Source organism: Streptomyces sp. NPDC052910, from assembly GCF_055585605.1.
In genome coordinates, this window is record NZ_JBVJJR010000005.1 from 494,325 (window position 1) to 514,495 (window position 20,171).

The window sequence follows — 20,171 nt, forward strand, 5'->3', positions numbered from 1 at the left end:
GGAGTCGGGAGAATCGTCCTGAGTTCGCCTCAGGCCGCCCTCCCGCACGACTCCGTCCATTCCACCAAGGCGCGGCGCTGCGGTCATCAGCCGCCGGACTCAACTCACGGTACCTCTCGGGTATGACAACCCCTAGGGGACGAACCGCCGCGAGGATGAGTGGGGTTCCGCCCAGCCACGGGTGGGGTGATGCGGGTGGGAGTGCGGGGGCGGAACCGGACCGCCGGGGCCGTGGTCCCCAGCGGCGTTGCGGGACAGCCGAATTGGACGGACCGCACTCGTACCGGTCGGGCCCGGCCGGTACGCGCGCCCCGGGCCGGAGCCGCGCCTCGGCGCGGCCGGTTCGCGTGACCGGAAGGGACGTGGCCGGTTCGCGTGACCGGACGGATGTGGCCCGTTCGCGTGGCCGGACGGATGTGGCCGGTTCGTATAGCCGACAGGCGTGGCCGGTTCCCGCCGGTCGGGACCGCCGAATCAGCCTCGTTCACATCCGGACGCGTCACGCCCGGACTCGTTCATCCGGGCACTCGATTGCGGCAGGACTCGGTCACGGGCGCGCCGAGGGCCGCTCTCGCTCGCGGGGCCGCCCTTGATCACGGCCGGGGACGACGCTGCGGCGACCTGCGCGGCCCGGTCCGGTCCGGCGAGGTGCGAGTCCGACGCAGTCCGGTCCGACGCAGTCCCGGTCCGGCGCGAGTCCGACGCCTTCCGGGTCCCACGCGGCCGGCTCGCGGCCGTCCGCCCACCGCACGGAAACCACCGTTCCCGTCCTTGTTCCCGCCCTCATCCCGCCTTCACACCGCCCGTCCCGGCGGCGCGGAGACGGTCCGTGCCGGGACGGCCGCCTCCACCCCCGCCCCCGCGTGGGAGCGCCGGAGCCTCAGCCCGCGCGGTGCACGACCGCGTCGCAGAGCTCCTCCAGGGCGGCCCTGGCCGGGCCCACGGGCAGCGGCGCGAGCGTGGCGCGCGCCTCCTCCGCGTAACGGACGGTGTCGCGGCGGGCCTGCTCCAGGGCCGGGTGGGCGCGCAGCCGGCGCAGCACCTCGGCGAGCCGGTCGTCGTCGGCGAGGTCGCCGTCCAGCAGGGCGCACAGCTCCAAGTCGCCGGGGTCGCCGGTGGCCTCGGCGCGGGCCCGCAGGTGCAGGACGGGGAGGGTCGGGATGCCCTCGCGCAGGTCGGTGCCGGGGGTCTTGCCGGACTCGTGGGAGTCGCTGGCGATGTCGAGGACGTCGTCGGCGAGCTGGAAGGCGGTGCCGAGGCGCTCGCCGTAGTGGGTGAGGATCTCCACGACGCGCTCGTCCGCGCCGGACATCATGGCGCCGTACCGGCCGGCGACGGCGATCAGGGAGCCCGTCTTGCCGCCGATGACGTCGAGGTAGTGCTCGATCGGGTCGCGCCCGTCGCGCGGGCCCGCGGTCTCCAGGATCTGGCCGGTCACCAGGCGCTCGAACGCCTCGGCCTGGATCCGGACGGCCTCGGGGCCGAGGTCGGCGAGGACCCGGGAGGCGCGGGAGAAGAGGAAGTCGCCGGTGAGAACGGCCAGGGAGTTGCCCCAGCGGGCGTTGGCGCTGGGTGCGCCGCGGCGCATGTCCGCCTCGTCCATGACGTCGTCGTGGTAGAGGGTGGCGAGGTGGGTGAGCTCGACCACGACGGCCGAGGGCACGACGCCGGGCGCGTACGGGTCGCCGAACTGGGCGGCGAGCATCACCAGCAGCGGCCGGAAGCGCTTGCCGCCGGCGCGGACCAGGTGCTGCGCGGCTTCGGTGATGAAGGGCACACCGCTCTTGGTGGCCTCCAGGAGGCCCTCCTCGACAGCGGCCAACCCGGCCTGGACATCGGCTTCAAGAGCCTGGTCCCGCACGCTCAGCCCGAAGGGCCCGACGACGGTCACGAGGGGTACTCCTGTCTGCCTGCGATCACGGGGATTGTCGATGTGTCGCTGTCTTCACCAAAAGTCAGCGTATCCGGTCGGTTGTGGATCACCGTGGGCGGCTGCCCGAACAGCGGCCCGCCACCGACCCTCCCCGGGGCGTTTTGTCCCCTTCTTCGCGGCTTCCCCTCGACTGCTTCCCGGCCGTTTTCCCGCCCGCCTCCGCCCGGCCTCGGCGGCCCCCGCCCGTTGAATAGGGGCCGGACGGGCCGGAATCAGCCCGTCCGGCCACGGGACGGAGAGCGCGGGAGACGGCCGAACGCACACGGGGACCGACCAAAAACGGAAGAGTCGATTCCATCAATCCCGGCCCCGCAACCGGTCCCGGTCCCGATCCCCACCACCGTGGGAACGGTGTGCCGGGAAGCGCCCCCTGTGGGGGACACCGCCCGGCGGACACGGACCGTCAGAGCGCCGCCACCGCCCGTGCCAGCCGCGGCGACGCGTACGTCGTCCCGCAGACGAACCGCATCACCGGTCCGTAGCTCGCCGCCGCCGGCAGGCCGGTGAAGAACAGCCCGGGGACGGACGAGTGGTACCCCGCGCCGAGGCGGGGACCGCCGGCGCTCGCCACCAGGCGGGCGCGGACGCTGTCGCCGAGGAAGTCCAGGGCGGCCAGGTCCACGTGGTAGCCCGTGGCGGCGATCACGTGGTCGGCGGCGAGCTCGCTCTCCACCCCGTCGGCGGCCCCGGCGAGCGTGAGCACCGGGCGGCCCTCCACCAGCCGCGCCCGGACCACCCGCTTGCCCTCGGTGACCTGCACCCGGCCCACGAACCGCTCCCGCAGCCACCAGGCACCGAGCGGCCCGAGCACCCGGCGGACCAGGTACTCGCGGGAGCGCGGGGGCAGCCGGCGGAAGCCGTCCGCGTGGTACGAGAACGCGTACAGCGACCAGGCCCGCCCGAACGGCGTGTCCGGCTTGAGCGCCGACTGCCCGTCCGGCGCCGCCCCGAACCGGACCGCCCCGCGCCGCCGCGCCACGACCCGTACCGAGGCGGCACCGGCCTCCGCGAGCAGGACCGCCGTCTCCAGCGCCGACTGGCCGGCGCCGATCACGGCGACGTGCCGGCCGGCGAAGCCGCTCAGGTCGCGGTGGTGCGAGCTGTGCGAGAACGGGCCGCCCTCGGCCGGCCCGTCGGGCACCGCCGCGGTCAGCTCGGCGGGCACCCGCGCCAGCCCGCTCAGCCCGGTGGCCACCACGACCGCGCGGGCGGCGAACTGCTCGCCGGAGTCCAGCTTGAGCTCGAACCCGGGACCTCCCTGGCGCAGCTCCACGGACTTCACCCGCACCTGCTCCAGGCCCGGCACCAACCGCTGCTGGAACCACTGCCCGTACGCCGCGAAGGTCTCGACGGGGATGATGTCCCAGTCGGACTCGTAGCGCCGCTCCCCCGCCTCCAGGCAGTAGTCGAGCAGGGTGTGGCCGGGCTGCGGCGCGTCGATGTCCGAGGCCGAGGGCGTGGATTTCAACAGCATCCCGACGGGCATGTGCTCCCGCCAGCTCACCATCGGCGAGCCGAAGACGCGCGTCGGAACACCGCGCGCCTTCAGGTGGGCTGCGGTCGAGAGGCCGTAGGGCCCGGCCCCGATGACTGCTACCGGAAGTGTCACGTGTCCCCTCCCAGGGCGTTTCCCGGCCCGCGCCCGCGGGGCCGGTCTGCTGCGTCACCTCCGTGTACGCGGTGCGTACACGGGCCTTGCGGGGGTGGTGCGGAGCCGCGCCCGGGTGGGGCGGCGGCGGGCCCGGCGCGGCGGCGGAGCGTCCGGGCCGACGGGGAGCGGGCGGCGCGGGCCGGGCGGCCGGCGGCGGTCGGGTGAGGGCGGCCGGGCGAGCGGGGCGGTGGTGACGGACGTCCCGCCGGAAAACGGACGGGCCGCGCCTCCGCGCCGTCGGGCCGCTCGTGACACCCGCGGTGCGCCGGCTGCCCCGTACCGCCCGTGTACCGCCCGGGTCGGCGAGCCGCCGGCCCGGAGCACCGCCCGGTACGCCCGCTCCCCCTCCCCGCCCGCTCGTCCCACTCACCTGCCCGCCCCTGCCACCCGGGTTCCCCCTCGTCCCGGCGCCCCGCTCACTCCGTGCGCTCGGCCACCACGGCCGGAGCGGTCACGGCCCGGGCCGCGGCCGCGTGGGCGCGGCGCCGGGAGCGCCACATCTGCCACAGGTGTCTGGTGCCGGGCCGGACGAGCCGGGCGAGCATGGTCAGGAACGGCTTCATGTCGTCGCGCGCCGCCCACGCCAGCTCCGTGCCGTTGGCGCGGGCCGGTGCGTGCGGGGTGGTGTAGCCGCTGCGCCGGTAGGCGGCGAGGGCGGGCAGGTCGATGTTCTCGACGACGAACCGCCGTCCGGTCAGTTGCTCGCCCTCCGGCACCGGCCGCCCGGTGAGATCGAGGTGCTGCGCGCGGACGACGTCCACCCCGGCCTCGTTCTCGAAGAGCCGGAACTGGGCGCCCATCCGGGGGTTGAAGTCCAGCAGCTTGTACCGCCCGTCGCGGCGGTCGAACCGCCAGTCGAGGTCGACGATGCCGCAGAACCCGATCTGTTTGATGAACTGGGCGCTCATGGCGGCCAGTTCGGGGTTGTCGACGACGTAGGCGTTGGCGGTCATGCCGGCGTGCGGCGGCCAGGAGCGCACCTTGACCCCGGTGAACAGGGCGCGCGGTGCGCTGTCCGCGTCGAAGTAGGCGTGGACGATCCAGTCCTCGGCCTCCTCACGCGGCAGGTACTCCTGGAGGATCACGCCCGGGCTGGGCCCCCAGTCACGGGCCAGCTCCAGCAGCCGGCGGGCGTCGGCGATCCGCGTCGTCCCGGCCACGGCCGGCCGGCGGCGGCGCTCGAACGCCTCGCGGTTCTTGGCCACCAGCGGGAAGACGGCGGTCCCGGCGTACTTCTCGATCTCCTCGTAGGTGGCGGGGAACAGCGTCGCCGGGGCCGGGACCCCGTGCTCCACACACAGCTCGTACAGACCCTTCTTGCTCGCCAGCCGCCGCGGCAACTCCCGTTCCACGGGCGGGAAGAGGAAGGGCCCGGCCAGTCTGTCCGCGTGCTCGGCGATGAGCACGGCCGCCTCCTCGTCGGTGGGCAGCAGGACGGTCGGGCGGCCGATCCGCTCACCTATCCGGAGCAGGCCCGCCACCAGCTCCCCGGCCCGTTCGGTACCGGTCGTCGGCCAGACGAATCCGGCGCTCAGGTACCGCGAGACGGCCGCCGGAGTCCACCGGTCCTCGGTGATGGCGTACATCGGTACACCGAGTCTTCCGAGGCTGCGGATCGCACCGACACCGCCATGGTGCAGGGGATAGTCACCGAACTTCACGATCAACCCGGGCACTGACCGGTCCGCCGATACGGACGCGCTCCTGCTCGCCACCAGCTCCCCCCTCGGCCACCCCGCCTCAGCGGCCCCCCACTGTGTGTGACCCGACTTAGGACGCTACTTCGGAATCATCGGCTCCAGCAAGGAGTTACCGGACATTGCCCTACCTTTTCCCCGCTTTGGAACACCGTTTCATGGCACGGGAACACCCCTCGAACAGCTCTTGCCCGTCGGCCGTCAACCCGTAATGTGTGGCTCCCGTGCATCCGACGTGCATGGCGACGTGCATTCCGAGTGGAGAAGGCGAGGCCGCGAGACCCATGCCCCAGCACAGTGCCCACGAACTGCCCGAAGGAGACCCCTTCGGCGCGGAAGCACTCCCCTACGGCGTCTTCACCACCCCGGGCGCCCCCGACCACCCGCGGATCGGCGTGCGCTACGGCGCGTACGTACTCGACGCGGCCACCGCCGCCTCCGAGCGCGGGTCGGCGTACGCCGATCTGCTGGACCAGCCGGTGCTCAACCCCCTGATGGCCGCCGGCCGCCCGGTCTGGCAGGCGGTGCGCGCGGAGATCCGCGGCATGCTCGACGACGGCACCCTGCCCGGCGGCCACGCCCACCCGCTGGACGAGGTGACGCTGCACCTCCCGTTCGAGGTCGCGGACTACGTCGACTTCTACGCGAGCGAGCACCACGCCACCAACGCGGGCCGCATCTTCCGCCCCGACGGCCAGGCGCTGCCGGCCAACTGGAAGCACCTCCCGATCGGTTACCACGGGCGCGCGGGCACGGTCGTCGTCTCGGGCACGGACGTCGTACGGCCCCAGGGCCAGCGCAAAGCGCCCGACGAGGACCTGCCGTCGTTCGGCCCCTCCCGGCGGCTGGACATCGAGGCCGAGGTCGGCTTCGTGGTCGGCACCCCGGCGCCCGCCCGGACCCCCGTGCCGCTGGACGCCTTCCGCGACCACGTCTTCGGCGTCTGCCTCGTCAACGACTGGTCCGCGCGGGACATCCAGTCCTGGGAGTACGTGCCGCTCGGCCCGTTCCTCGGCAAGTCCTTCGCGACGTCGGTGTCCGCCTGGATCACCCCCCTGGAAGCCTTCGACGCGGCCCGCGTCTCGCCCCCGGCCCGGGACTTCCCGCTCCTGCCGTACCTCGACGACTCCTCGGCGCCCGAGCCCGGCGGCATCGACATCCGCCTGGAGGTCCGCGTCAACGGCGAGGTCGTCTCCCGGCCGCCCTTCTCCACCATGTACTGGACGGCGGCGCAGCAGCTCGCCCACATGACCGTGAACGGCGCGTCGCTGCGGACCGGCGACTTCTACGCGTCCGGGACGGTGAGCGGGCCGGAGCCGGATCAGCTCGGCTGTCTCTTGGAGATCACCAAGGGGAAGGGGCCGTTCCTCGCGGACGGGGACGAGGTCGTGATCACGGCTTGGGCGCCCGGGCGCGACGGGGCGCGCATCGGGCTGGGGGAGGTCGCGGGGCGCGTGCTTCCGGCCGGAGGCCGGTAGGAAGCCCCAGCCCCGCCCCTTCACCGTTTCTTGCGGGGCGGGCCCCCGCACCCCCGAAACCGCGCTCCGCGCGGTTGTCCTCAAACGCCGGACGGGCTGGCCTGCCCGCCCAGGCACTATCCAGCCCGTCCGGCGTTTGAGGACGAGCGGCGAAGCCGCGACAACGGGGTCCGGGGCGGAGCCCCGGGAAACGGCGAAGGGGCGGGACCGGGGCACCGCCCGCCGCAGGCGCCCCTACCGCACGAACACCCCCGCGTCCCCCGCCAGTTCCAGGAAGTACTGCGGCGCCACCCCCAGCACCAAGGTCACCGCGACCCCCACCCCGATCGTCACCGACGTCAGGGCACTCGGCACCGCCACCGTGGGCCCGTCCGCCCGCGGCTCGTTGAAGAACATCAACACGATCACCCGAATGTAGAAGAACGCGGCGATCGCCGACGACACCACACCCACGATCACCAGCGGAGCGCCCCCACTGGCGGCCGCCGCCTTGAAGACCGCGAACTTTCCGGCGAACCCACTGGTCAGCGGGATGCCCGCGAAGGCGAGCAGGAAGACCGCGAAGACGGCCGCGACGAGCGGTGAACGCCGCCCGAGTCCGGCCCACTTGGACAGTTGCGTCGCCTCGCCGCCGGCGTCCCGCACCAACGTCACGACGGCGAACGCCCCGAGCGTCACGAAGGAGTAGGCGGCGAGGTAGAAGAGGACGGAGGAGACGCCGTCGGGGCTGACGGCGATGACGCCGGCGAGGATGAAGCCGGCGTGGGCGATGGACGAGTAGGCGAGGAGCCGTTTCACGTCCGTCTGGGTGACGGCGACGATCGCGCCGACGAGCATGGTCAGGATGGCGACGCCCCACATGACCGGCCGCCAGTCCCAGCGCAGCCCGGGGAGGACGACGTAGAGCAGCCGCAGCAGGGCGCCGAAGGCGGCGACCTTGGTGGCGGCGGCCATGAAGCCGGTGACGGGCGTGGGGGCGCCCTGGTAGACGTCGGGCGTCCACATGTGGAACGGCGCCGCGCCGACCTTGAAGAGGAGGCCCATGAGGACCATCGCGCCGCCGATGAGGAGCAGCGCGTCGTTGCCCGTGGAGGAGGCGAGCGCCGGGGAGACGGTGCGGACGGTGCCGCTGATGACGTCGGCGATGCCGGAGTAGGTGACGGTACCGGCGTAGCCGTAGAGCAGGGCCACGCCGAACAGCAGGATCGCCGAGGAGAAGGCGCCGAGGAGGAAGTACTTGACGGCCGCCTCCTGGGAGAGCAGCCGCTTGCGGCGGGCCAGGGCGCACAGGATGTACAGCGGGAGGGAGAAGACCTCCAGCGCCACGAAGAGGGTCAGCAGGTCGTCGGCGGCGGGGAAGACGAGCATGCCGGCCACCGCGAACAGCAGCAGCGGGAAGACCTCGCTGGTGGTCCAGCCGGCCTTGACCGCTTCCTGTTCGGCGTCGCCGCCGGGGACGGCGGCGCCCTGGGCGGCGAAGGAGTCGACGGGGCGGCCGTGCGCGGCGGGGTCGAGCCGGCGCTCGGCGAAGCCGAGGGCGGCGACCAGGGCGACGAGGAGAATCGTCCCCTGGAGGAAGAGGGCCGGGCCGTCGACGGCGACCGCTCCCATCGCCGCCACGTGCGCCTTGCCGGTGGCGTAGCCCTTGGCGGCGAGCGCGACGACGGCGGCGAACGCGGCGGCGAGCCCGACGACGGTGATCGCGAGCTGGGCGAGGTGGCGGGACCGGCGCGGCAGGAACGCCTCGGCGAGGACGCCCGCCAGGGCGGCGCCGAGGACGATCAGCACCGGTGAGAGCTGGGCGTACTCGATGTGCGGGGCGGGGATCTTCCTGGGGGCGTCGGCGAGGACCGCCGACACGGACGATTCCGTCCACAGGCTGTGGACGGCGGCTGCTCGGCTCACTTCGCGCCCTCCGCGGTGCTCACCCGGACATCGGGCCGGGGGTCGGTCTCATGGACCTGGGACATGGTGTGTTCGACGGCGGGGTCGAGGATCCGCGTCACCGGCTTCGGGTAGACGCCCAGGACGAGGAGCAGGGCGATCAGCGGGGTGACGACGACCAGCTCCCGCGCCTTCAGGTCGGGCATGCCCCGGACCGGCTCCTTCACCGGGCCGGTCATGGTGCGCTGGTAGAGCACCAGGACGTAGAGGGCGGCGAGGACGATGCCGACGGTCGCGATGGCGCCCGCCACCGGGTAACGGGTGAACGTGCCGACCAGGACGAGGAATTCGGAGACGAACGGCGCCAGGCCGGGCAGCGACAGCGTGGCCAGACCGCCGACGAGGAAGGTGCCCGCGAGGACCGGGGCGACCTTCTGCACCCCGCCGTAGTCGGCGATGAGCCGGGAGCCGCGGCGGCTGATGAGGAAGCCGGCGACCAGCATCAGCGCGGCCGTGGAGATCCCGTGGTTGACCATGTAGAGCGTGGCGCCGCCCTGGCCCTGGGTGGTCATCGCGAAGACGCCCAGGATGATGAAGCCGAAGTGGGAGATCGACGCGTAGGCGATCAGCCGCTTGATGTCGCGCTGGGCGACGGCGAGCAGGGCGCCGTAGAGGATGCTGACCAGCGCCAGCCCGATGATCACGGGGGTGGCCCACTTCGACGCCCCAGGGAAGAGCTGGAGGCAGAAGCGCAGCATCGCGAAGGTGCCGACCTTGTCGACCACGGCGGTGATCAGGACGGCCACGGGCGCGGTGGCCTCGCTCATGGCGTTGGGCAGCCAGGTGTGCAGCGGCCAGAGCGGCGCCTTGACCGCGAAGGCGAAGAAGAAGCCCAGGAACAGGGCCCGTTCGGTGACGGTGGCGAACGTCAGGTCGCCGGCGGCGCGCGCCTGGACGATCTCCCGGAGCGAGAAGGTGCCGGTGCCGAGCTGGTCGGCGGTGACCGCGTACAGGCCGACCACCGCGGCCAGCATGACGAGCCCGCCGACGAGGTTGTAGAGGAGGAACTTCACGGCGGCCCGGGAGCGGCGGGCCGCCGCCTCGCCCGCGTCGGCGGACTCCCCGGTGCGGTCCCCGAAGCCGCCGATGAGGAAGTACATCGGGATGAGCATGGCTTCGAAGAAGACGTAGAAGAGGAAGACGTCGGTGGCCTCGAAGGAGATCACCACCATCGCCTCGACCATCAGCACCAGGGCGAACAGGCCCTGGGTGGGCCGCCAGCGCCGGTCGGCCGCCGCCGTCTCCAGCGGCGCGGCGTCATGCCAACCGGCCAGCAGGACGAACGGGACGAGCAGCGCCGTCAGGGCGACGAGGACCACGCCGATGCCGTCGACGCCCAGTTCGTAGCGGACCCCGAAGTCCGCGATCCAGGCGTGCGACTCGGTGAGCTGGAACGTCTTCCCGTCCGGGTCGAAGCGGACGAGCTGGATCGCGGCGAGGGCCAGGGTGGCCAGGGAGAAGAGGAGCGCGAGCCACTTGGCGGCCTCGCGCCGGGCGGCCGGGACGGCGGCGGTGAGGACCGCGCCCACGGCGGGGACCGCGGCCGTCGCGGTGAGCAGGGGAAATGACATGATCAAACCGCCCTCATCAGCAGGGTCGCGGCGATCAGCACCGCCGCGCCGCCGAACATCGAGACCGCGTACGACCGCGCGTAGCCGTTCTGCAGCCTGCGCATCCGGCCGGAGAGGCCGCCGACGGTGACGGCGGTCCCGTTGACGGCGCCGTCCACCACCGAGCGGTCGACGGCCGCCAGGCCACGGGTCAGTTGCTCGCCGCCGCGCACCAGGACGATGTGGTTGAAGTCGTCCTGGAGCAGGTCGCGGCGGGCCGCCCGGGTGAGCAGCGAGCCGCGCGGCGGGGTGACGGGGACGGGTTTGCGGCCGTACTGGAACCAGGCGAGCGCCACGCCGATCACCAGGACCACCATGGTCGCCCCGGTGACGGTCAGCGCGCCGACCGGGGAGTCGCCCTCCTCGTGCCCGGTGACGGGCTCCAGCCACTTCAGGAAGGAGTCGTTGAGGGTGAACAGACCGCCCGCGAAGACCGATCCGAAGGCCAGCAGGATCATGGGGATCGTCATCGACTTCGGCGACTCGTGCGGGTGCGGGAGGTCACCGGCGCCATGCGTCCCGTCGCCGTGCTTCTCGGCGGCGGGCTCCGCGCTGGGCGCGTCCGGCGAGGGGGCCGGGGCCCACCGCTTCTCCCCGAAGAAGGTCATGATCATCACGCGGGTCATGTAGTACGCGGTGATCGCCGCGCCGAGCAGGGCCGCGCCGCCGAGGATCCAGCCCTCGGTGCCGCCCTTGGCGAACGCCGCCTCGATGATCTTGTCCTTGGAGAAGAAGCCCGAGAGCCCGGGGAAGCCGATGATGGCGAGGTAGCCGAGGCCGAAGGTGACGAAGGTGACCGGCATGTACCGCCGGAGGCCGCCGTAACGGCGCATGTCCACCTCGTCGTTCATGCCGTGCATGACCGAGCCGGCGCCGAGGAAGAGCCCGGCCTTGAAGAAGCCGTGGGTCACCAGGTGCATGATCGCGAAGACGTAGCCGATCGGGCCGAGTCCGGCGGCGAGCACCATGTAGCCGATCTGCGACATCGTCGAACCGGCCAGCGCCTTCTTGATGTCGTCCTTCGCGCACCCGACGATCGCACCGAAGAGGAGGGTGACCGCCCCGACCGTGACCACGGCCAGTTGGGCGTCGGGCGCCCCCTCGAAGATCACGCCGGAGCGGGTGATCAGGTAGACGCCGGCGGTCACCATGGTGGCCGCGTGGATCAGCGCGGAGACCGGGGTCGGGCCCTCCATGGCGTCCCCGAGCCAGCTCTGCAGCGGCACCTGCGCCGACTTGCCGCACGCGGCGAGCAGCAGCATCAGGCCGATGGCGGTGAGCTTGCCCTCCCCCGCCCGGTCGGCCGCGGTGAACACCGGGTCGAAGGCGAAGGTGCCGAACGTGGTGAACATCAGCATGATCGCGATCGACAGGCCGACGTCGCCCACACGGTTGACGAGGAACGCCTTCTTGGCGGCGGTCGCCGCGCTCGGCTTGTGCTGCCAGAAGCCGATCAGCAGGTAGGACGCCAGGCCGACGCCCTCCCATCCGACGTACAGCAGCAGGTAGTTGTCGGCCACGACGAGCAGCAGCATCGCGGCGAGGAAGAGGTTCAGGTAGCCGAAGAAGCGACGGCGCCGCTCGTCGTGCTCCATGTACCCCACGGAGTAGAGGTGGATCAGCGTGCCCACGCCCGTGATCAGCAGGACGAAGGTCATGGACAACTGGTCGAGGTGGAAGCCGACGTCGGCGCGGAAACCGCCGACCGGCACCCACTGGAAGACGGTGACGTCGAGCGCGCGGTCCTCGGTGTCGCGGCCCAGCATGTCGGCGAAGAGCACCGCGCCCAGGCCGAAGGAGACGGCCGCGAACAGGGTGCCCAGCCAGTGTCCGGCCCGGTCCAGGGTCCGTCCGCCGCAGAGCAGGATCCCCGCCCCCAGCAGGGGCGCGAGGACGAGCAGTCCGATGAGGTTCTCCATTGGCGGCGTCCCCTTACAGCTTCAGCAGACTGGCGTCGTCGACCGAGGCCGAGTGGCGGGCGCGGTAGACCGACACGATGATCGCGAGACCGACGACGACCTCGGCCGCGGCCACGACCATCGTGAAGAAGGCGATGATCTGGCCGTCCAGGTTGCCGTGCATCCGGGAGAAGGTGACGAACGCCAGGTTGCAGGCGTTCAGCATCAGCTCGACGCACATGAAGACCACGATCGCGTTCCGCCGGATCAGGACCCCGACGCCCCCGATGGTGAGCAGCAGGGCGGAGAGGTAGAGATAGTTGACGGGGTTCATGTGACGGCTCCCTTCCGGTCCTCGCCGCCGTCGCGCTCCAGCCACTCGCGCGACCGCTGCTCCAGCGCCGCGAGGTCCGCGAGCGCCTCGCCGGAGACGTCCCGCACCTGGCCCCGGGCGCGCAGCGTGGGGCTGACGCTGAGGTCGGAGGGCGTGCCGTCCGGCAGCAGGGCGGGGATGTCGTTGGCGTTGTGGCGGGCGTAGGTGCCGGGGGCGGGCAGCGGCGCGAGGTGGGCGCCCTCGCGCACCCGCTGCCGCGACAGCTCCTTCTGGGTGGCGGCCCGGCGGATGCGCTCGCGGTGGGTGAGCACCATGGCGCCGACCGCGGCGGTGATCAGCAGGGCGCCGGTGATCTCGAAGGCGAAGACGTACTTGGTGAAGACCAGGGCGGCGAGCCCCTCGACGTTCCCGCCCGAGTTGGCCTGGCCGAGCCCGTCGAAGTGGTGCAGCGAGGCGTTGGCGATGCCGGCGACCAGCAGGACGCCGAAGCCCAGGCCGCACAGGGCGGCCAGCCACCGCTGGCCGCGGATGGTCTCGCGCAGCGAGTCGGCGGCGGTGACGCCGACGAGCATGACCACGAAGAGGAACAGCATCATGATCGCGCCGGTGTAGACGACGATCTGCACGATGCCGAGGAAGTAGGCGCCGTTGGCGAGGTAGAACACCGCCAGCACGATCATGGTCCCGGCGAGCGACAGTGCGCTGTGCACCGCCTTCCTCATCAGCACCGTGGCCAGCGCGCCGGCCGTGGCGACGACCGCGAGGATCCAGAACTGGACGGCCTCGCCGGTGGAGGTGACGGAGTCCGCGGCGAGATTCACGCCTCCACCCCCTCGGAGGCGGGCTTCTCGCCCTTGGTGAGGGCCACTTGGCGCTCGGTGCCGGGCGCCGCCTCGGTCACCAGCCCCCGGTAGTAGTCCTGTTCGGTCATACCGGGGAAGATCGCGTGCGGGGAGTCGACCATGCCGTCCTCCAGGCCGGCGAGCAGCTCCTCCTTGGTGTAGATGAGCGACTCCCGGCTCCTGTCGGCCAGTTCGTACTCGTTGGTCATGGTGAGTGCCCGGGTCGGGCACGCCTCGACGCAGAGCCCGCACAGGATGCAGCGCAGGTAGTTGATCTGGTAGACGCGCCCGTACCGCTCGCCCGGCGAGTAGCGCTCCTCGTCCGTGTTGTCCGCGCCCTCGACGTAGATGGCGTCGGCCGGGCAGGCCCAGGCGCACAGCTCGCAGCCGATGCACTTCTCCAGGCCGTCCGGGTGGCGGTTGAGCTGGTGGCGGCCGTGGAAGCGCGGCGCGGTGGGCTTCTTGTACTCGGGGTACTGCTCGGTCAGCCGCTTCTTGAAGACGTCCTTGAACGTCACCCCGAAGCCGGCCACGGGGTTCTTGCGGGGACGCGGGGCGTCCTCGCGGGGGGACTCAGGCACCGCCGCCCTCCTTTCCGTCACGAGATCCACCGGAGTCGTCACTCAGAGTATGCACCCCGCCACTGACAGAGACCTCGCTGAGCTCTCGTTGCTGCCGTGACCTGCGGCGCGGCACCGGCGGCAGCGTCTGGCCGGGCAGTGGCGGCACCGGGTAGCCGCCGGCCATGGGGTCGAACCCGCGGTCTCCGCCGGGGGCTTCCTCGTCCCGCTCGCCGCGTCCCCGGAAGAGGTCGGCGACGAAGGAGACCAGCAGGATCGCGACGACGGCGCCCGCGACGTAGAGGACGATCGACCGGAAGTCGTAGTCCTCGTTCCGCAGCGCCCGTACCGTCGCCACGAGCATCAGCCAGACCATCGACACCGGGATGAGGATCTTCCAGCCCAGCTTCATGAACTGGTCGTAGCGCAGCCGGGGCAGGGTCGCGCGGAGCCAGATGAAGAAGAACAGCAGGAGCTGGAGCTTGATGACGAACCACAGCATCGGCCACCAGCCGTGGTTCGCGCCCTCCCAGAACGCGGAGATCGGGTAGGGCGCCCGCCAGCCGCCCAGGAACAGCGTCACCGCGACCGACGAGACCGTCACCATGTTCACGTACTCGGCGAGCATGAACATCGCGAACTTGATGGACGAGTACTCGGTGTTGAAGCCGCCGACCAGGTCGCCCTCGGACTCCGGCAGGTCGAACGGCGCCCGGTTCGTCTCGCCGACCATGGCGACGATGTAGACGATGAACGAGACCGGCAGCAGCAGCACGTACCAGCGGTTCTGCTGCGCGTCCACGATCGCCGAGGTGGACATCGAGCCGGAGTAGAGGAAGACCGCGGCGAACGAGAGGCCCATCGCGATCTCGTAGGAGATCATCTGCGCGCAGGAGCGGAGGCCGCCGAGCAGCGGGTAGGTGGAGCCGGAGGACCAGCCGCCGAGCACGATCCCGTAGATGCCGACGGAGGCCGTGGCCAGGATGTAGAGGACGCCGATGGGCAGGTCGGTGAGCTGCATCGTGGTCCGGGTGCCGAAGACCGACACCTCGTCGCCGGCCGGGCCGAACGGGATCACCGCGATCGCCATGAAGGCCGGGATGGCCGCGACGATCGGCGCCAGGATGTACACCACCTTGTCGGCGCGCTTGACGACGATGTCTTCCTTGAGCATCAGCTTCACACCGTCGGCCAGGGATTGCAGCATTCCCCAGGGGCCATGCCGGTTGGGGCCGATGCGCCGCTGCATCCAGCCGATCAGCTTGCGTTCCATGACGATGGACAGCAGCACCGTCACCATCACGAACGCGAAGCAGAAGACCGCCTTGACGACCACCAGCCACCAGGGGTCGTGGCCGAACATCGACAGGTTGTCGACGGCCAGCGCGTGCGGGGAGCCGGGCTCCCCCGGCCGGGCCGCGTTCCAGTCGGGGATCACGACAGCACCTCCGGTCCCTCGGCGTCCGCGCCGGGCGCGATGCGCACGGCCTCCCCGGGGCGTGCCCCGATGTCGGAGGCGACGCCACCGCCCGCGGAGTTCAGCGGCAGCCAGACCACCCGGTCCGGCATGGGCGTGATCAGCAGCGGCAGCCGGACGGTGCCGGCCGGGCCGGTGACGGCCAGCGGCTCGCCGTCCACGACGCCCGTCTCGGCCGCCGTCGCCGGGGAGAGACGGGCGACGGCCGGGTGCCGGGTGGCGGCGAGGGCGTCGTCGCCGTCCTGGAGCCTGCCCTGGTCGAGCAGCAGCCGGTGGCCGGCCAGCACGGCCTCGCCCGGGCCTGCGGCGGGTGCCGGACGGGCGGGTTCGGCGGGATCGGCGGGGCGGGCGCCGGTCCAGCGGCCCAGGCGGGCCAGCTCGGTGCGGGCCGCCCGGACGTCGGGCAGCCGCAGCGGCAGCGGGCCGTGCGGTCCGACGGCCTCCGCGGCCATGGCGTCGGCGAGCATGTGCAGCACGCGCAGGTCCGGCAGGACGTGCCGGCGGACCATCTGGTCCGGCTTGAGCGCGGCCTCGAACGGACGCGCCCGGCCCTCCCAGTCGACGAAGGTGCCGGACCGCTCGACGACGGCCGAGACGGGGAAGACCACGTCCGCCCGGTCCGTCACCTCGCTCGGCCGCTGCTCCAGCGCGACCAGGAAGCCGACCGCGTCCAGCGCCTGCCGCGCCCGCGCCGGGTCCGGGAGGTCGGCGGGCTCCACCCCGGCGACGACCAGCGCGCCCAACGCGCCGTCGGCGGCGGCCTCGACGATCTGTCCGGTGTCCCGGCCCGCGCCGCGTGGCAGCTCGGGCAGGCCCCACACGGCGGCCGTCTCCTCGCGGGCGCGCGGGTCGGTGGCGGGCCGGCCGCCGGGCAGCAGCCCGGGCAGGGCGCCCGCCTCGACCGCGCCGCGCTCCCCGGCCCGGCGCGGGATCCACACCAGTTCCGCGCCGGTCGCGGCGGCCGTCGCCACGGCCGCGGTGAGCAGCCCCGGCACCCCGGCCGCCCGCTCACCGACGATGATCACGGCGCCCTCCGCGCGGAGCGCCTCGGCCGCCGCGCGCGCGTCCTGTGCGGTGCCGTCGGCGAGGGCGCGCAGCCACTCGGGCTCGGTGCCGGGGGCGGCGGGCAGCAGCGTCCCGCCCGCCTTCTCCAGCCCGCGGGTGGCGAACGGCGCGACGGAGAAGACCCGTTGGCCGTGCTTGCGCCACGCCTTGCGCAGCCGCAGGAAGACGCTCGGAGCCTCCTCCTCCGCCTCGAAGCCGACGAGCAGCACGGCCGGCGCCCGCTCCAGCGAGCGGTACGTCACCCCCTCGCCGTCGAGGTCCCGGCCGCGGCCGGCCACCCGGGCGGCCAGGAAGTCGGCCTCCTCGCCGCTGTGCACGCGGGCGCGGAAGTCGACGTCGTGCGTGCCGAGGGCGACGCGCGCGAACTTGGCGTACGCGTAGGCGTCCTCCAGCGTCAGCCGGCCGCCGGTCAGCACTCCGGCCCGGCCGTGCGCGGCGGTCAGCCCGCGGGCCGCCGCCTCCAGCGCCTCCGGCCAGCTCGCCGGCTCCAGGACGCCCTCGGCGGTACGGACCAGCGGCGTCTCCAGCCGCTCGGGGCGCTGCGCGTAGCGGAACGCGAAGCGTCCCTTGTCGCACAGCCACTCCTCGTTGACCTCGGGGTCCTCCTGCGCGAGCCGGCGCATCACCTTGCCGCGCCGGTGGTCGGTGCGGGTCGCGCAGCCGCCCGCGCAGTGCTCGCAGACGGTCGGCGACGACACCAGGTCGAACGGCCGGGCGCGGAACCGGTACGCCACCGAGGTCAGCGCGCCGACGGGACAGATCTGGATGGTGTTGCCCGAGTGGTACGAGAGGAACGGGTCGCCCTCGCCGGTGCCGACCTGCTCCAGCGCCCCGCGCTCCAGCAGCTCGATCATCGGGTCGCCGGCGATCTCGTCGGAGAACCGCGTGCAGCGGGCGCAGAGCACACACCGCTCACGGTCCAGCAGGATCTGCGGCGAGACCGGCACCGGCTTCTCGTAGGTGCGCTTGCGCCCCTCGAACCGGGTGTCGGCGCGGCCCGCGGTCATCGCCTGGTTCTGCAGCGGGCACTCGCCGCCCTTGTCGCACACCGGGCAGTCCAGCGGGTGGTTGATGAGCAGCAGCTCCATCACCCCGGTCTGCGCCTTCCCGGCGACCGGGGAGGTGAGCTGGGTCTTCACCACCATCCCGTCGGTGCACGTGATGGTGCAGGACGCCATGGGCTTGCGCTGGCCCTCGACCTCCACGATGCACTGCCGGCAGGCGCCCACCGGGTCGAGCAGCGGGTGGTCGCAGAACCGGGGGATCTCGATGCCCACCATTTCGGCGGCCCGGATGACGAGGGTGCCCTTGGGGACGGAGACCGGGATGCCGTCGATGGTGACGGACACCAGGTCGTCGGGGGGTACGGCCGCGTTCCCCCCGCCGGAGGGCGCGGACGTGGTGACGGTCATACGTGCACCTCCGGGTGCGACTGGTCGGCCCACACCGTGGACTTCGCCGGGTCGAAGGGGCAGCCACGGCCCTTGACGTGCTGCTCGTACTCGGCCCGGAAGTACTTCAGCGAGGAGAAGATCGGGCTCGCCGCGCCGTCGCCGAGGGCGCAGAACGACTTGCCGTTGATGTTGTCGGCGATGTCGTTGATCTTGTCGAGGTCGGTGAGCCGGCCGCGGCCCGCCTCGATGTCGCGCAGCAACTGCACGAGCCAGTACGTGCCTTCGCGGCAGGGTGTGCACTTGCCGCAGGACTCGTGGGCGTAGAACTCGGTCCACCGGGTGACCGCCCGGACGACGCAGGTGGTCTCGTCGAAGCACTGGAGCGCCTTGGTGCCCAGCATCGAACCGGCGGCGCCCACCGCCTCGTAGTCCAGCGGCACGTCCAGGTGCTCGTCGGTGAGCAGCGGCGTCGAGGAACCACCGGGCGTCCAGAACTTGAGCCGGTGGCCGGGGCGCATCCCGCCGCTCATGTCGAGCAGTTGGCGGAGGGTGATCCCGAGCGGCGCCTCGTACTGGCCCGGGCGGGCCACGTGGCCGCTCAGCGAGTACAGCGTGAAGCCCGGGGACTTCTCGCTGCCCATCGAACGGAACCATTCCTTGCCCCGGTTGAGGATCGCGGGAACCGAGGCGATGGACTCGACGTTGTTCACCACAGTGGGGCAGGCGTAGAGGCCCGCCACCGCGGGGAAGGGGGGCCGGAGCCGGGGCTGGCCGCGGCGTCCTTCGAGCGAGTCGAGGAGGGCCGTCTCCTCGCCGCAGATGTACGCGCCCGCGCCCGCGTGCACGGTGATGTCGAGGTGCACTCCGCTGCCGAGGATGTCCCGGCCGAGGTAGCCGGCCGCGTACGCCTCGCGCACCGCCTCGTGCAGCCGCCGCAGCACGGGGACGGTCTCCCCGCGCAGGTAGACGAAGGCGCGCTCGGAGCGGATCGCGTAGCAGGCGATGATCATTCCCTCGATGAGGGAGTGCGGGTTGGCGAAGAGGAGGGGGATGTCCTTGCAGGTGCCCGGCTCGGACTCGTCCGCGTTGACGACGAGGTAGTGCGGCTTGCCGTCGTTCTGCGGGATGAACTGCCACTTCATCCCGGTGGGGAAGCCCGCGCCGCCGCGGCCGCGCAGTCCGGAGTCCTTCACGTAGGCGATCACGTCGTCCGGTGGCATCGCCAGGGCCTTGCGCAGCCCCTGGTAGCCGTCGTGCCGGAGGTAGGTCTCCAGCGTCCAGGAGCGGGGCTCGTCCCAGAAGGCGCTGAGTACGGGCGCGAGCAGCTTCTCGGGGCCGTCGCCGCCCCCGGCGTCCGGCCGCGGGGTCGTTCCGCCGTAGTCGGTGGACACGGTCATTCCTCCCCCTCCTCGGTGGTCCCGGTGGCGGGTCCGTTCCCGGTGACCGGCCCGCTGGGGTGTGTGGGATCCGAGGCGGACGTGGGCTGGGGCGCGTCGTGAGAGCTCGGATGCTCCGGGGGGCGCTCGCCCAACGGCGGTGCGCCGCGCGGCGGACCGACGCGCGCCGGGCCGGTCTCGCCCTTCGCCAGCCGCAGCCCGGCCAGCGAGGCGTGCCCGGCGCCGCCACCTGCCTCCACCGCGCCCGGCCGCTCGTCCGGGAAGCCGGCCAGGATGCGAGCGGTCTCGCGGTACGTGCAGAGCGGCGCCCCGCGCGTGGGCTCCACCGTGCGCCCGGCGCGGAGGTCGTCCACCAGGCGCTTGGCGCTCTCGACGGTCTGGTTGTCGAAGAACTCCCAGTTGACCATCACCACGGGCGCGAAGTCACAGGCCGCGTTGCACTCGATGTGCTCCAGGGTGACCTTGCCGTCGCCGGTGGTCTCCCCGTTCTCCACGCCCAAGTGGGACTTGAGCGCGTCGAAGATGGCGTCGCCGCCGAGCACCGCGCACAGGGTGTTGGTGCACACCCCCACCTGGTAATCACCGCTCGGCTCGCGGCGGTACATGGTGTAGAACGTCGCGACCGCCGTCACCTCGGCGGTGGTCAGCCCCAGTTGCCCGGCACAGAAGCGGATGCCGGTGCGGGTGACGTACCCCTCCTCGGCCTGCACCAGGTGCAGCAGCGGCAGCAGCGCGCTGCGACTGTCGGGATACCGGCCGATCACCTCCCGCGCATCGGCCTCCAGCCGGGCGCGTACGTCGGCGGGGTAGTCGGGTGCGGGGAGCTGCGGCATCCCCAGATGCGTCTCCGTCGTCACCACGCCTCCTCGTTCGCTTCTCCGCCCGCGCGGC

At 72.5% G+C, this 20,171-nt stretch carries 14 protein-coding genes; 1 reads left to right on the forward strand and 13 read right to left on the reverse strand.

Going from position 1 to position 20,171, the window contains the following annotated elements; all coding sequences use genetic code 11:
- Positions 1-880: 880 nt before the first annotated feature.
- The 3 genes from ACZ6X9_RS21400 to ACZ6X9_RS21410 form a co-directional block, all read right to left on the reverse strand.
- Complete coding sequence (locus ACZ6X9_RS21400) at positions 881-1,891, reverse strand: polyprenyl synthetase family protein (RefSeq protein WP_469779548.1); 1,011 nt, start codon at positions 1,889-1,891, stop codon at positions 881-883.
- Positions 1,892-2,336: 445 nt separating this feature from the next.
- Positions 2,337-3,542: an FAD-dependent oxidoreductase gene (locus ACZ6X9_RS21405; protein ID WP_469779549.1), complete on the reverse strand. Its 1,206-nt coding sequence runs from the start codon at positions 3,540-3,542 to the stop codon at positions 2,337-2,339.
- Positions 3,543-4,000: 458 nt separating this feature from the next.
- Entirely contained in the window at positions 4,001-5,299 is a 1,299-nt protein-coding gene (locus ACZ6X9_RS21410; RefSeq protein ID WP_469779550.1) for a carboxylate--amine ligase, read from the reverse strand.
- Positions 5,300-5,565: 266 nt separating this feature from the next.
- On the opposite strand from ACZ6X9_RS21410, the gene fahA reads away from it, so the two are divergent.
- Positions 5,566-6,759, forward strand: a complete 1,194-nt coding sequence (fahA, locus tag ACZ6X9_RS21415) for a fumarylacetoacetase (protein ID WP_469779551.1) — start codon at positions 5,566-5,568, stop codon at positions 6,757-6,759.
- Between the two features lie 234 nt (positions 6,760-6,993).
- On the opposite strand, the gene nuoN is transcribed toward fahA, so the two are convergent.
- The 10 genes from nuoN to nuoE all read right to left on the reverse strand — a co-directional run bounded on the left by nuoN (position 6,994) and on the right by nuoE (position 20,113).
- Positions 6,994-8,664, reverse strand: a complete 1,671-nt coding sequence (nuoN, locus tag ACZ6X9_RS21420; RefSeq protein WP_469779552.1) for an NADH-quinone oxidoreductase subunit NuoN — start codon at positions 8,662-8,664, stop codon at positions 6,994-6,996.
- Positions 8,661-10,274 (reverse strand): NADH-quinone oxidoreductase subunit M, encoded by a 1,614-nt coding sequence (locus ACZ6X9_RS21425; protein ID WP_469779553.1) that lies wholly within the window; start codon positions 10,272-10,274, stop codon positions 8,661-8,663. The genes nuoN and ACZ6X9_RS21425 overlap by 4 nt, the downstream gene beginning before the upstream one ends.
- A 2-nt stretch (positions 10,275-10,276) precedes the next feature.
- The gene (nuoL, locus tag ACZ6X9_RS21430) at positions 10,277-12,232 is read right to left on the reverse strand and encodes an NADH-quinone oxidoreductase subunit L (protein ID WP_469779554.1); all 1,956 of its coding nucleotides are present in this window, start codon (positions 12,230-12,232) and stop codon (positions 10,277-10,279) included.
- A 13-nt stretch (positions 12,233-12,245) separates the two neighbouring features.
- Positions 12,246-12,545 (reverse strand): NADH-quinone oxidoreductase subunit NuoK, encoded by a 300-nt coding sequence (gene nuoK / locus ACZ6X9_RS21435; RefSeq protein ID WP_469779555.1) that lies wholly within the window; start codon positions 12,543-12,545, stop codon positions 12,246-12,248.
- The gene (locus ACZ6X9_RS21440) at positions 12,542-13,366 is read right to left on the reverse strand and encodes an NADH-quinone oxidoreductase subunit J (protein WP_469779556.1); all 825 of its coding nucleotides are present in this window, start codon (positions 13,364-13,366) and stop codon (positions 12,542-12,544) included. The genes nuoK and ACZ6X9_RS21440 overlap by 4 nt, the downstream gene beginning before the upstream one ends.
- The gene (gene nuoI, locus ACZ6X9_RS21445) at positions 13,363-13,968 is read right to left on the reverse strand and encodes an NADH-quinone oxidoreductase subunit NuoI (protein WP_469779557.1); all 606 of its coding nucleotides are present in this window, start codon (positions 13,966-13,968) and stop codon (positions 13,363-13,365) included. Before nuoI ends, ACZ6X9_RS21440 begins: the two co-directional genes overlap by 4 nt.
- Positions 13,961-15,310, reverse strand: a complete 1,350-nt coding sequence (gene nuoH / locus ACZ6X9_RS21450) for an NADH-quinone oxidoreductase subunit NuoH (RefSeq protein ID WP_469779642.1) — start codon at positions 15,308-15,310, stop codon at positions 13,961-13,963. The genes nuoI and nuoH overlap by 8 nt, the downstream gene beginning before the upstream one ends.
- A gap of 71 nt (positions 15,311-15,381) precedes the next feature.
- On the reverse strand, positions 15,382-17,901 hold the full coding sequence (locus ACZ6X9_RS21455) for an NADH-quinone oxidoreductase subunit G (protein ID WP_469779558.1): 2,520 nt from the start codon (positions 17,899-17,901) through the stop codon (positions 15,382-15,384).
- Entirely contained in the window at positions 17,898-19,280 is a 1,383-nt protein-coding gene (gene nuoF / locus ACZ6X9_RS21460) for an NADH-quinone oxidoreductase subunit NuoF (RefSeq protein WP_469779559.1), read from the reverse strand. The genes ACZ6X9_RS21455 and nuoF overlap by 4 nt, the downstream gene beginning before the upstream one ends.
- A complete protein-coding gene (gene nuoE, locus ACZ6X9_RS21465) occupies positions 19,277-20,113 on the reverse strand; it encodes an NADH-quinone oxidoreductase subunit NuoE (RefSeq protein WP_469779643.1) in 837 nt (278 codons plus the stop codon). The genes nuoF and nuoE overlap by 4 nt, the downstream gene beginning before the upstream one ends.
- Between the last annotated feature and the right edge of the window lie 58 nt (positions 20,114-20,171).